This is a genomic window from Cryobacterium sp. TMS1-20-1 (assembly GCF_004402355.1).
GTDB lineage: Bacteria > Actinomycetota > Actinomycetes > Actinomycetales > Microbacteriaceae > Cryobacterium > Cryobacterium levicorallinum.
Genome location: NZ_SOGF01000002.1, coordinates 106,150 through 117,933 on the forward strand (window position 1 = coordinate 106,150; position 11,784 = coordinate 117,933).

Genomic DNA, 11,784 nt, shown 5'->3' on the forward strand with positions numbered 1-11,784 from the left:
CGCCCGGGCCCCGAACGTGGGCGGGGTGGTAACTCTCTAAGGGATACTGAAGCTATGACCTCGACTGCCTCGTCCGCTGTGCGATCCGGCTGGTCGGTGCGGGTGCGCATCCTCACCGCCATTCTGGTCGTCGCCGGCCTCGGCCTGGCCGTCGCGGGCGGCACGGCCTACCTCGTGCAACGCGACCGCGCCCTGCACGACATCGACGCTCGCCTCGCGACGAGCGTCGAGAGCGTGCGCTTCATCGTCACCGGCGTGCCGACCACCAACCTCAACGAGGTCGAGGCATTGCCGGAGGCGTCCGGCGCGAGCTACCCGTCCACCCGGGAGGCGTTGCAAGCGGTCATGGCCCGACTCGTTCCGAGCCCCAACGAGAGCACCCTCGGAATCATCGACGGCATCCCGGCGCTGATCCCCGGCACCGAGTTGTCTTTCCACCTGGAGGATGATGCCGGGTTCGTCCTGCGCATTCTCGATGAAGTGGCCGGTGTCAATGTCGTGCGCGGCACTGCCGTCTCCGAACTCGGCAACCTCCGGTATATCGCCGCGCCGGTGACCGTGGAGGGCAGCGGGGAAGCGGGAATCTTCGTCACCGCCTTTGATCTGGACGCCGAGCTCGGTGAGTTGACGAGCGCTTTTCGCATCTATGCGGCCGTCGCGGCTGCGGCGCTCGTGGCGATCGGGCTGGTCGGCTGGTTCGTCGCCGGCCGCTTGCTGCGACCGGTGCGCCAGTTGCAGGCCGCCGCGTCGCGGATCACCGCAACCGACCTGCACGAGCGCATCCCTGTGATCGGCCATGACGACATCTCCGAGCTCACCGGAACGGTCAATGACATGCTCGAGCGTCTTGACGAGTCGCTGACCGCGCAGCGACAGCTGCTCGAGGATGTGCGCCACGAGCTCAAGACTCCGATCACCATCGTTCGCGGCCATCTTGAGCTGCTGGATCCGCGCAATCCCGACGATGTCGCATCCGCTCGGGAAATTGCGCTTGACGAACTTGACCGGATGACCGGACTCATCGACGACATCGAGTCGCTCGCCAACGCCCAGCGGGGCAATCTGCAGCGGGTACCAACGGATGCCGGCGACCTCACCGAGCAGTTCTGCCTCAAGGTCAGTGCGCTGCCCGGCCATGTCTGGATCCTGGCCGAGCGCGCGCACGTTGTCGTGCCGGTCGATCCGGCCCGGCTCACTCAGGCGTTCCTGCAGCTGGCGAACAATGCCGCCAAACACTCAGCTTCCGGCACGACCATCGAGATAGGCAGCACCGAACACGCGGAAGCGGTGGAATTCTGGATCCGCGACAACGGCCCCGGCATTCCGACGGAGGCCAAGGCCCGCATTTTTGAACGGTTCGGCCGTGTCGATTCCGGGCGTGGTGTCGAAGGTTCCGGCCTCGGGCTGCCGATCGTCGACGCTATCGCGCGGGCGCACGGCGGCTATGTCGACCTGGTGACGTCGCCCGACGGATCCCGGTTCGGCATACTAGTGCCGCGCCGCGCCGTTGATGTGGTGGCCGCGACATGACCAGCATCCTCATCGCGGAGGACGAGGCTCGAATCGCTCTGTTCGTGAGCAAGGGCCTGAGGGCCGCTGGCTATTCCTCGACCGTGGTCGATGACGGGCTCGACGCCGTGAGCTATGCCCAGTCCGGCACCTTCGACCTGCTACTGCTTGACGTTGGTCTGCCGAGCATAGATGGCTTTGAGGTGATGAAACGGATCAGGGTCGAACGGCTGCCGCTGCCGATCATCATGTTGACCGCTCGGTCCACGACCAGCGACATGGTCGCCGGCCTCGATGGTGGTGCCGATGACTATCTCGCCAAACCGTTTAAATTTGATGAGCTGCTGGCGCGCATCCGCTTAAGACTGCGAGATGCCGAGCAGAGCTCGCCGACGAGGCTGGCCTATGGGGAGCTCGCCCTCGACCTGCGCACCCGCCGTGCAACGGTGGGGGAGCGCACCGTGGAACTGTCGGCCCGGGAGTTTGCCCTCGCTGAAGAGTTTCTGCGGCACCCCGACCAGGTACTCAGTCGTGAGCAGCTGTTGAGCCGGGTATGGGGTTACGACTTCGATCCAGGTTCCAACGTCGTTGACGTGTACGTGCGATATCTTCGGGCGAAGTTCGGGCCGGAACGCATTGAGACGGTGCGGGGCATGGGATATCGGCTCAAGTAATCCCGCTCGAGAAAGCAGAAAGCCCGGGCGCGGGCCCGGGCTTTCTGCTGCTCGTTGTTCGACCTGGGCCGCGACGCTCTGCTTAGTCGACGGATGCGGGGCTCTGCACCGATGCCGGGCTGGCCGGCGAGGCGACCGAGGCGGCAGACACCGGGCTCGCGACGGACGGTGCGGACACCGGGGTCACCACCGAGACGACTGAAACCACCGAAACGGCTGAGACCGCCGACGCGACACTTACGGTGTTCGACGTGCTCGAGCTGCTTGAGCTGATCGACGAGTCGTTGCTTGAGTCGTTGCTTGAGTTGTCGGATGAGTTGGAGGAATCATCGCTCGAGAAGGACACCGAGTCGTCGAATGTCGAGACACTCGCCGTGCTGAACGGAATCGCCGTGCTCGTCGAGATGGAGCTCACCGGCTGCACACCGATCGAGCTTCCCGAACGGTCCTCAATCTCGAAGGCGTTCGCTGCGGTCACGGCACCGCCGGCGAGAAGTCCGATGCCGAGTGCGGATCCGGCGCCCATAGCAATCCAACGCTTCTTGGCTGTCATCTTGGGGTTCATGGTGTCTCCTTGTAGTTGGCGGGTCGAGCCTGTGCTCGTCTGCTGTTACTTCAAGATTCCTGCCCCAGCATGAGAAGCCTCGGAGCCCGGTGTGAGAGAACTCTCATCTTGGTCGAAGGCATCCGCTGGTCTCAGGCTGAGGCGGGGTCGACGACGAGTTCGGTGGCCGCGGCGAGCAATGTCGCGCTGTGTGCGCCCGGGGTCAACACGTGCCCGAGCAGGTGGGTTGCCGCGATGTACCGCGCCCGGTTGAGAAACTGCTCGCCGCGGCGAGGCCACCGGCTGCGGGCGCGGGCAGCCAGGACGCGGCAGCCTTCGGCGGCTTCGGGATTGGAATGGTCGTCGTGGTGCAGGGCGCTCACGACCAGGTGCGCGTAGAGCGCAGCGGCATCGTCGGCCGGGTCGCCGAGCCCGGCCGTGTCGATGTCGAGCACGCCGGAGATGCGTGGGGAGTCGAGAGTGTCGGGGTCCAGAAAGATCTGCCCCAGGTGCAGGTCGCCGTGCACGGTGACGGGCGCGGCGGGAATCGCGGCCGCGCGCATCCGTTCTATGGCAGCGCCGAGGGCGGTGATCCCGGACCATTCGGCCGGCAGCAGAGAACCCGCCCGCTGCACGTACCAGGGCAGGCGCGCTGACAGCGATGCTCGTGCCGGGCCGGAACTTTCGATCAGGCCGATTTCTGTTGTGAGCCGATCGAGCTCGTCGAGGAAAGGTTCGGGCGAGAATTGCGCGACCACCTGGCTCGCTTCGACACCGTGAACGGACTCCAGGGCGATGAATCCGTCGGCGCTCCAGCCGCGGCTGCGCGGTACCGGAACGCCGGCGGCTCCCCAGAACACGTGGCGAGCATGAAGCGGCCCTGCGGCGGCCGGGCGAACGACTTTGAAATACACCGTGAACTCGGGAGCGACCATACGCACGACAGCGCGTTTTCCTGGCCGATAAGCCGCGATGGTGACGACGAGGCTGCTCGCGTGCAGGCCGAGCCGGGCGAGCAGGACCTGGGCGGCGTCCGGGTAGACCGCCGCGGCCAGGGCCGGTAGCTCGGGATCGTTCGGGTACAGCCAGGCGGCCACGGTTTCGCCGGTTTGCTCGTCACGGAAGGCGAGCACGCCGGGCCGGTCACGTTTGGTCGGATTCGATTCGAGGTAGACGGTGTGGGACTCGGTCGTCTGGGTGCCGGGATCCAGCTCGATCGTGTACCCGGCAGTGAAGCCGCGAGCGGTCGTTTCGATGCTGAACCGGTGCAGCCCTACCAGGGTCATTCCGAGCGACTCTGCGACGGCCTCGAGAATCTCCGGCGCCTGTTCCAGCGGCCGCGACCCGCCGGGTTCAGTCGTCGTCAACGTCAACGTCAACGTCGTCAACGTCGTCAACGTCGTCAACGTCGTCAACGTCGTTGTCTGCGTTGTCTACGTTGTCTACGACGTCAATTTCGTCAACGTCGTCGTCAATGTTCTGTGATCCGGCCGGGGGAACAGCGACGGGCGGGGCGACCGGAACATCAGCGGTGGCGGTCGAAGTGGGCGTGGGTGTCGGTGCGATTTTGGGCGTGGTATCCGCATCGGTCGTGCTTGAGTCAGAGTCGGTGCTCACGGGATCGATTCGCTGAACCAGCCCGGGCTCGTCGGTGATAGTGAGAGCGGACGTCATCGCGACGGCACCCGCCGATCCGGCGCCGAGGGCGGCCACAATCGCGGCACCGAGCGCCACCTTCCAGAAAGTCTGCATTGTTCCAGTCTGGGGCCTCGACGAAGGTTCTCACGCAGAGCAGCATGAGAGGGTTCTCATCTTGAGTCGGTCGTGACCTCGTGACCTCGTGACCTCGTGACCTCGTGACCTCGTGGCTTCCGCAACCGGGCCCGGGCCCGAGCGCGCGCACGCGGGCGGTGTCGGTGGGGCGGGTTACCCTTGACTCATGGCAGTGTGGGACAACCTAACGGGACAGGCCGACGCAATCGCCATCTTCCGGGCGGCGGCGCAGCGGGTGCCCTCCGCCAGTGACAGCAGCAGCTCCGCCGAGTCCAACTCGATGACGCACGCCTGGCTCATCACCGGGCCACCCGGGTCCGGCCGCTCGAACCTCGCATTCGCCTTCGCCGCAGCCCTGCTCAGCCCGGGCACCCCCGCCGAAGACCTCGCCGCGGCCCGCCAGGTCGAGGCCCGCACCCATCCAGACCTCAGCGTGCTCGCCACCGAGGGCGTCATCATTAAAATGGAATCCGTCAAGGAAGCCGTCGCCCGCTCGCAGTACTCGCCCTCGGTCGGCCGCTACCGCGTCGTCGTGGTCGAAGACGCTGACCGCATGGTCGAGCGCACCTCCAACGTGCTGCTGAAAGCCCTCGAAGAGCCGCCCGAACGCACCGTGTGGATTCTGTGCGCGCCCAGCGAGGCCGACCTGCTCCCCACCATCCGCTCACGCGTACGCACCGTGCGCCTGCGCATGCCAAGCGTCGCCGACGTGGCCGACCTGCTGGTGCGCCGCAACGGTGTCGACCCGGTCATCGCCGAACTCAGCGCCCGCCTCGCCCAGAACCACATCGGCATGGCCAAGCGGCTCGCCACCAATGCCGACGCCCGGGCCAGACGCGAGGAAACCCTGCGCACGGCCCTCGGCATCCGTTCGGTGTCGTCGGCCGTCAACGCTGCCGCACGGCTGCTTGCCATCGCCGGCGACGACGCCAAGGCCATCACCCTCGAGCTGGATGCCGCCGAGCGCGACGGCATGCTGCGCTCGCTCGGGGTCGAGGCCGGCCAGTCGGTGCCGCCGGGGCTGCGCAGCCAGATCAAGGCCCTCGAAGACGACCAGAAGCGTCGGGCCGTTCGCAGCCTGCGCGACGGCATCGACCGCATCCTGGTCGACCTCGCCTCCCTCTACCGTGACGTGATGATGGTGCAGCTGGGCCGGGACCAAGCGGTGATCAATCTCGAGCTGCTGGCCGAACTGCGCACCGCGAGTGCGGCCAGCGCTCCGGCGGCCACCGTCGCCACCATGGACGCAATCGCCGTGGCCCGCCAGCGTATCCAGGGCAACGTCGCGCCCGCGCTCGCGCTCGAGGCGATGCTGGTGTCGGCGATCCGTCGTCCCCAGTGATATCGAAATCAGTGACATCGAAACCAGTGACGTCGAAACCAGTAACACAGCGACGTCGAAACCAGTAACACAGCGACGTCGACAACAGCGACTCCCAGCCGCTTTCGGTAGCGTGAGCCGTAGCATCCGCTTCAGGAAAGAGGAAATCCGTTGAACCGCAGTATCCGCGCACTGAGCGCCACGGCCGCCGCACTGGCGCTCACGCTTATTTTGAGCGGATGCTCCGCCTGGTTTGCGACGGATGACGGCCCGGCCGAGTCCACGCCTACCGGCGAACAGGTTGACAGCGACCTCGCCCCGTTCTACAGCCAGGTGCTGCAGTGGGACGGCTGCGGCGACGGCCTGCAGTGTGCAGAGGCGTCCGCCCCGCTCTCCTATAGCGATCCGGCCGCCGGGGAGATCTCGCTCGCCCTCGTGCGCCACGTGGCCACCGGGAACGATCGCATCGGTTCCCTGCTGGTCAACCCCGGCGGACCCGGCGGTTCCGGCTACGATTTTGTCGCGGATTCCCTCGACTACGCCACCGACAAAAAACTGCAGGCGAGCTTCGATATCGTCGGATTCGACCCGCGCGGGGTGGGCCGTTCTTCGGCGGTGTCCTGCTACGACTCCGCCGAGATGGACGAGTACCTGTATGGGCTGACCGAGGCGAAACGCGGCACGGATGCCTGGATCGCGGAGCTTGCAGCGTCGTCCGACGCCTTCGCAGCGGCCTGCGCCGACGAGACCGGGCCGCTGCTCGGCACCGTCGACACCCAGAGCGCCGCCCGTGACCTCGATCTGCTGCGCGCCGCCCTCGGCGACACAGAGCTCAATTTTCTCGGCTACTCCTACGGCACCTTTCTCGGCGCCACCTATGCCGAGCTCTTTCCCGAGAAGGTCGGGCGCTTCGTGCTCGACGGGGCCGTCGACCCGTCGACGAGCAACTTCGAGGTCACCAAGACGCAGGCGGTGGGCTTTGAAAATGCGCTGCGCGCCTACCTCGCCGACTGTGTGACGGGGGAGGACTGCCCGTTCCGGGGCAGTGTTGACAACGCTCTGACGACAATCGGGGCGCTCATGGCGTCGGTTGACGCGAGCCCGATCACGGCAACGGATGGCCGTCAGCTCGGCGCGAACGCGCTGCTCACGGCGATCATCTATCCGCTTTATCAGGCCACGGCGTGGCCGCAGCTCAGCGTCATGTTCGACACCGTCATGCACGGCAGCGCCGACGGCGCCTTTCAGTTCGCCGACGCCTACAACGGCCGGGATGCCGACGGTAACTATTCCGACAACTCGACCGAGTCATTCATGGCCATCAACTGCATCGACTACGCCTACAACGCCGACCCGGCGTCGATGCGCGCCCAGGCCGCCGAACTCGCCGAAGCTGCCCCGGTGATCGGCCCGTACATGAGCTTCGGCGACATCGGGTGCGCCAACTGGCCATACACGTTCACCGGCGAACGCGACGAGATCCACGCGGCGGGCGCGGCACCGATTCTGGTCGTCGGCACCACCAACGACCCGGCGACCCCTTACGTTTGGGCGCAGCAGCTGGCCGAGCAGCTCGACAGCGGCACCCTGGTGACCTACACCGGTGAAGGTCACACCGCCTACAACAAGTCGAATTCCTGCGTGAATGATGCGGTCGACTCCTATCTCGTCGACGGAATCGTGCCGGCCGCCGACCCGCAGTGCTAACCACTCAAGGGCGTTCGAGCGCTGTGGAACAATTGGGGCATGTCGATCGAAACGGAACAGCCGGGCCTGCGTGAGCGCAAGCGCCTCGCCACCCGGCGAGCCATCCAACACGCCGTGCTGACCCTGTCCCGCGAGCGCGGCATTGAGCACGTCACGGTCGAGGAGATCAGCCGCCTCGCCAATATCTCGCCGCGCACCTTTTTCAACTATTTCCCTTCGAAAGACGCCGCCCTAATTGGGGACGCGCCCGGAATGGCATCCGCTGAAGATATAGAAATCTTTGTCGCGGCTGGCCCGAGCAGCGACGTGCTCGCCGATCTGGCCCTGCTGCTCGCCAAGAGTCTGCAGCGCACCGAGGCCGACCGGGAGATTCACCAGCTGCGCCGCACGATTATGAAGGAGAACGCCTACCTGTTCGGTATGCGCATGGCGACCCTGCGCGACTTCGAGGACCAGCTGCAGCAGATTATCGAGCGCCGTTTCAGAGCGGATGCCCCGGAGCGAGCCGAGGACCCGGCCGAGCGGAATCAGCGGGCCCTGTTGTTCACGCTCGTAGCCGTCGCGGCGATCCGTCATGCCTGGCGGGTCTGGGCGGAGGGCGATGATGTGGCCCCGCTTTCGGAGTGCGTGAACGCCTCATTCGCCGAGGTGTACAGAATCACTCGCAGAAACGACTAGGCTTGGCTGCTGTGTCACCGACTGCCTTTCGAGGTGATCTGGTAACGCCGCCTTAGCTCAGTTGGTAGAGCATCTCACTCGTAATGAGAAGGTCGTCAGTTCGATTCTGACAGGCGGCTCCACTAAAACTCCTGGTCAGACGTGGTTTCTAAAACCGTCTCAGCGGTATGTTTCTTCGAATTTGACGGATTTGCCCACAATTTGCCCACATTTGTTTTAAGTGCGCGCTTATTGAGGGCGTCCGCAACGGCGTCTAAATCGTCTTCGAAGAGGTCGCTGTAGACATCCAAAGTCATCGCTGCTGAGGCATGTCCGAGCATTCGCTGCACCGACAAAACGCTCGCGCCTGACGAAATTGCCAACGACGCCGCGGTGTGCCGCAGCGAGTGCGGGGTGATCGCGGGCAGGTTTGGATGACGACGCCTGAGCTCGGTGACGGCCGCCGTGAAGGTGCGACGTCGAAAGTTCCCACTTCGGAGTACGACGCCATCCGGGGAGGTGAACACCAGTTCTTCCCGAGACTTGCCTGCGCACTGGGCCTGGAGCATTTCGGTCAAGAACGCCGGAAACGGTACTGACCGTCGCTCGTGGTTCTTCGGGGTGCCCCAGAGGATGGCTCCCGTTGGCTCCGTAATGGCTTCAGCTACGTCCAGGCGTCGGCGCCCCAAGTCGAGCCTCTTGACCTTCAAGGCGGCCATCTCGCCCCATCGGAGGCCCGTATAGGCCAGCAGGTAGATCACCGTCGAAGAGGGCGCGCAGAGCGCGGCTAGCTCATCCACTTGTTCGGGCGTCAGATAACCCCGGTCACTCTCAGCGACGCGAGGAAGGCGCACTCCGTCACACGGATTGCGTGGGATGCGACGATCCCGGACGGCGTATTTCATGACGCCGGACAGCACGACGTGAATCTTGCGCACGCTCGAGGGGGCGAGGGAATCGCTGAGCTCTGTGACCCAAGCCTGCACTGCGGTGTGGGTCACATCGATGAGGGCGACCCGGCCCCATCGGGGAATAATGTGCTTCTTGAGAATCCACGCATACGCGCCGCGAGTAGTCGGCTTGAGATTTGAGTGGGCGCTCAGCCAGACCTGCGACCAGGCGTTGACGGAGATGCGCGCCAAGGTTGGATCGATCCATTCGCCCTTGTCCTTCGCGACGGAAACACTAGCCAGATATCGCTCAGCTTCACGCTTGCTGGTGAAGCCACGCTTGTCCGTCTGTCGACGGTCCGGCGTTCGATACCGCACCCGATATCGACGTCCGTTCGCCGACTGGTACGCGGAAATTGTTGCCATGAGTTCACCTCGGATTCTCCGACGAGACTGCGCCCGACGGGTCGGAACTTATCGTTGCTGATCCAACGATGCATCCAGCCACCGACACTCCGTTGCGGCGGCTAGTCTGCCCAGCCTTCAAGATCCAAACCCGCCGAGGCGAAGTAGGACGTGAGCTGGGCGATGCGCCGGTCAGCATCCTCGAGGCGGCCCTTGGTCATGTCCCCGGCGTAGTCGCCTCCGCCTGAGTCGATCGCTGCATCGAGTTTGGCTACCAGTCGCCTGCGCTCACGGATCCGTTCGGGCAGTTCTCGCATGCCGTGCAGTTGGGCGCGGCCGGCGAGGGTGTTCCAGTCGTAGGCGCCGTCGGGCTCACCCGAGATCCAGTCATCGAACTGGACCACGGTCATGTCATCGAAGCTCGAGCTGAGGTTGGCGATGTCGAGCCGGGCCGATGGTGTGGCGATCGGGGCGAGCAGGAAAATCGGCGTGACGCGGAGGGCCTTGGCGATGTTGAGCAGTTGGCTGACGAGAAGGTCGTCTTTGCGGCCTGCTTCGATATTCTGCAGGATCGATTCGGTGACATTATCGCCGGGGATGAGTTCGGCCAGAGCTTTGGCCGAACGGATGCCGTGCTGTTTGCGGATCGCATAAATGCGGTCGCCGATCCCAACCTGCGCTAGAAATTTCGTCACGCGCACAGAGTACAACTGGAGGCCGCCACACCGACGGCTCACACGCGGATGACACTCATTCGGCCCGGACTCAGCGGTCTACTTGACCCATCCTTCGAGGACCCAGCCCGCGGCAGAGAGATAGCTGCTGAGCTGGTCGATACGCCGGTTTGCCTCGGCAAGTCGTTCCTGAGTGGTGTCCCAGATCGCAGGACCGGTGTTGACCTCGTCGGGCGGCGTGAGTTGCGCCTCGATGAGCATGTTGGTGGTGAGACGGTGGCGCTCGCGCAGGCTGGCGAGCAGTTCTCGCATCGCTTCGAGTTGGGAGCGTTCGGTGCGTTCGGTGAGGTCACGCCACCGGTAAGTGCCATTCGTTTCCCCGGAGATCCAGGCATCGAATTCAGCGACGGTCATGCCCTCGAAGGTATCGCTGAGGTTGACCAGGTCGAGCGGGTCCTGGGGGCGTCCGATCGGTGCCAGGAGAAAAACCGGTGGAACTCGCAGGGCGTGGGAGATGTTCAGGAGTTGGCTGACCGAGAGGTCTTGTTTGCGGCCGGCTTCGAGGTTTTGCAGGATCGCCTCGGTGACGTTGCCGCCGGGCATGAGGTCGGCGAGGTCCTTGGCGGAGCGGATGCCGTGCCGTTTCCGGATGGCTTGGATCCGCTCACCAATTCCGGACTGCCTCACAAAACCTGTCATGTCGACACCGTACAGGGATTGACTCTTGTCAAACAGTCAGAAGCGCTTTATTGTGATCGCAACACGAGATAACGAGTGTCTCGTGTCAACGAAGGGAAGTAGTGATGAGTGAAGAATTCGTTCTCCCGATTGTCGCGGCGGAACTGACCGGGTTGACTGTCGGCGGCTTGGCGCAGCTGCGCTATAACGGCCGCGGTCCCCGGTTCTACAAGCCGACCCCGAAGAAGGTTCTCTACAAGAGGTCCGAGATCATCGCTTGGATCGAGGCGAGCGCCCAAGTGCAGACGGGTGAGCCCGCGCTCGTGGCACGGTGAGGCCGCTTCTCCTGCTGCCAACGCCGAAAACGCCGGCCGGCGGCAGGCCAAAGAAAAAGCCCCGGGTTGCACCCCGGGGCAAGGATCGAACACCCGCAAAGGATCTGATCTATGACCAGAGTACTGAAATTCTGCCAGCTCGCAACGCTTCGCACCCGACCTGGTGGGTGAGAGCGCTGTGGGCCTCTATGCGGCGAAGGGTGCCGTTCTCGTGGCTGCACGTTTGGGTCTGGGGCACGCGGCGACCCGGTTGCTGCTGCACATGGCTCTGGAAAGCTGGGACGACACCGACAACCCAGGCAATCAACCGCCGCGCCGGTACTTCGCATCCCGCGAATCATCGGCGATCGCTTTGGGCTATCTGGCTCCTGACAACGGATCAGAGTCTGCGTATCACTCGGTCAAGCGGGCGATTGCAGAACTCGTGGCGAGTGGGGCTATCGAGCGAGTCAGCTCCGGCCATCGCGGCCACAACGCCGAGTTCAATCTGCTCGTCGACAGCAGAAAACTGGCCCTGCCCCCGTTGACTGGACACCTCACAAGAGAGAATGTTCACATGGGAAACACACGTCGGGAGTTCACTCCTGAGTACAAAGACGAAGCCGTGAAGCTGGTGA

The 11,784-nt window shown here is 64.4% G+C and carries 13 protein-coding genes and 1 tRNA gene; 8 read left to right on the top strand and 6 right to left on the bottom strand.

All coding sequences use genetic code 11. The annotated features are described in order from the left end of the window. Positions 1 to 54 precede the first annotated feature (54 nt). Together E3O45_RS00730 and E3O45_RS00735 are read left to right on the top strand one after the other, a co-directional pair. Positions 55 to 1,530: a cell wall metabolism sensor histidine kinase WalK gene (locus E3O45_RS00730; RefSeq protein WP_134441112.1), complete on the top strand. Its 1,476-nt coding sequence runs from the start codon at positions 55 to 57 to the stop codon at positions 1,528 to 1,530. Then, on the top strand, positions 1,527 to 2,183 hold the full coding sequence (locus tag E3O45_RS00735) for a response regulator transcription factor (protein ID WP_134441113.1): 657 nt from the start codon (positions 1,527 to 1,529) through the stop codon (positions 2,181 to 2,183). Before E3O45_RS00730 ends, E3O45_RS00735 begins: the two co-directional genes overlap by 4 nt. 82 nt (positions 2,184 to 2,265) lie before the next feature. Here the strand turns inward: E3O45_RS00735 and E3O45_RS00740 are convergent, their stop codons facing one another. The 3 genes from E3O45_RS00740 to E3O45_RS00750 all read right to left on the bottom strand — a co-directional run bounded on the left by E3O45_RS00740 (position 2,266) and on the right by E3O45_RS00750 (position 4,479). Then, positions 2,266 to 2,748 carry a hypothetical protein gene (locus E3O45_RS00740; RefSeq protein ID WP_134441114.1) on the bottom strand — a complete coding sequence of 161 codons (483 nt, stop codon included), beginning with the start codon at positions 2,746 to 2,748 and terminating at the stop codon, positions 2,266 to 2,268. A gap of 131 nt (positions 2,749 to 2,879) precedes the next feature. Then, a complete protein-coding gene (locus E3O45_RS00745; RefSeq protein ID WP_166789344.1) occupies positions 2,880 to 4,094 on the bottom strand; it encodes a phosphotransferase family protein in 1,215 nt (404 codons plus the stop codon). Further along, positions 4,081 to 4,479 carry a hypothetical protein gene (locus tag E3O45_RS00750; RefSeq protein WP_134441116.1) on the bottom strand — a complete coding sequence of 133 codons (399 nt, stop codon included), beginning with the start codon at positions 4,477 to 4,479 and terminating at the stop codon, positions 4,081 to 4,083. Before E3O45_RS00750 ends, E3O45_RS00745 begins: the two co-directional genes overlap by 14 nt. A 187-nt stretch (positions 4,480 to 4,666) precedes the next feature. On the opposite strand from E3O45_RS00750, the gene E3O45_RS00755 reads away from it, so the two are divergent. The 4 genes from E3O45_RS00755 (at position 4,667) to E3O45_RS00770 (ending at position 8,328) form a co-directional block, all read left to right on the top strand. Then, positions 4,667 to 5,842, top strand: a complete 1,176-nt coding sequence (locus E3O45_RS00755) for a DNA polymerase III subunit delta' (RefSeq protein WP_134441117.1) — start codon at positions 4,667 to 4,669, stop codon at positions 5,840 to 5,842. A gap of 150 nt (positions 5,843 to 5,992) precedes the next feature. Beyond that, a complete protein-coding gene (locus E3O45_RS00760; RefSeq protein WP_134441118.1) occupies positions 5,993 to 7,528 on the top strand; it encodes an alpha/beta hydrolase in 1,536 nt (511 codons plus the stop codon). A 39-nt stretch (positions 7,529 to 7,567) separates the two neighbouring features. Beyond that, complete coding sequence (locus E3O45_RS00765; protein ID WP_134441119.1) at positions 7,568 to 8,206, top strand: TetR/AcrR family transcriptional regulator; 639 nt, start codon at positions 7,568 to 7,570, stop codon at positions 8,204 to 8,206. A 46-nt stretch (positions 8,207 to 8,252) separates the two neighbouring features. Then, positions 8,253 to 8,328 (top strand) — tRNA-Thr (locus tag E3O45_RS00770). Here E3O45_RS00770 and E3O45_RS00775 read toward each other — a convergent pair. From E3O45_RS00775 to E3O45_RS00785, 3 genes are all read right to left on the bottom strand, one after another. Continuing rightward, on the bottom strand, positions 8,329 to 9,501 hold the full coding sequence (locus tag E3O45_RS00775; RefSeq protein ID WP_134441120.1) for a tyrosine-type recombinase/integrase: 1,173 nt from the start codon (positions 9,499 to 9,501) through the stop codon (positions 8,329 to 8,331). It lies immediately after the preceding tRNA gene. A gap of 101 nt (positions 9,502 to 9,602) precedes the next feature. Continuing rightward, positions 9,603 to 10,175 (bottom strand): helix-turn-helix domain-containing protein, encoded by a 573-nt coding sequence (locus tag E3O45_RS00780; protein WP_134441121.1) that lies wholly within the window; start codon positions 10,173 to 10,175, stop codon positions 9,603 to 9,605. 78 nt (positions 10,176 to 10,253) lie between these two features. Beyond that, complete coding sequence (locus E3O45_RS00785) at positions 10,254 to 10,853, bottom strand: helix-turn-helix domain-containing protein (protein ID WP_134441122.1); 600 nt, start codon at positions 10,851 to 10,853, stop codon at positions 10,254 to 10,256. Between the two features lie 104 nt (positions 10,854 to 10,957). Between E3O45_RS00785 and E3O45_RS00790 the strand changes: the two genes are divergently transcribed. Continuing rightward, on the top strand, positions 10,958 to 11,167 hold the full coding sequence (locus tag E3O45_RS00790; RefSeq protein WP_134441123.1) for an AlpA family transcriptional regulator: 210 nt from the start codon (positions 10,958 to 10,960) through the stop codon (positions 11,165 to 11,167). Between the two features lie 178 nt (positions 11,168 to 11,345). After that, the coding region (locus E3O45_RS00795; RefSeq protein ID WP_134441124.1) for a hypothetical protein at positions 11,346 to 11,784 on the top strand (439 nt) is incomplete at its 3' end.

Coding starts and splice junctions, on each gene's coding strand:
- E3O45_RS00730 (WP_134441112.1), top strand. CDS start 55: ATGACCTCGACTGCCTCGTCCGCTGTGCGATCCGGCTGGTCGGTGCGG.
- E3O45_RS00735 (WP_134441113.1), top strand. CDS start 1,527: ATGACCAGCATCCTCATCGCGGAGGACGAGGCTCGAATCGCTCTGTTC.
- E3O45_RS00740 (WP_134441114.1), bottom strand. CDS start 2,748: ATGAACCCCAAGATGACAGCCAAGAAGCGTTGGATTGCTATGGGCGCC.
- E3O45_RS00750 (WP_134441116.1), bottom strand. CDS start 4,479: ATGCAGACTTTCTGGAAGGTGGCGCTCGGTGCCGCGATTGTGGCCGCC.
- E3O45_RS00755 (WP_134441117.1), top strand. CDS start 4,667: ATGGCAGTGTGGGACAACCTAACGGGACAGGCCGACGCAATCGCCATC.
- E3O45_RS00765 (WP_134441119.1), top strand. CDS start 7,568: ATGTCGATCGAAACGGAACAGCCGGGCCTGCGTGAGCGCAAGCGCCTC.
- E3O45_RS00775 (WP_134441120.1), bottom strand. CDS start 9,501: ATGGCAACAATTTCCGCGTACCAGTCGGCGAACGGACGTCGATATCGG.
- E3O45_RS00785 (WP_134441122.1), bottom strand. CDS start 10,853: ATGACAGGTTTTGTGAGGCAGTCCGGAATTGGTGAGCGGATCCAAGCC.
- E3O45_RS00790 (WP_134441123.1), top strand. CDS start 10,958: ATGAGTGAAGAATTCGTTCTCCCGATTGTCGCGGCGGAACTGACCGGG.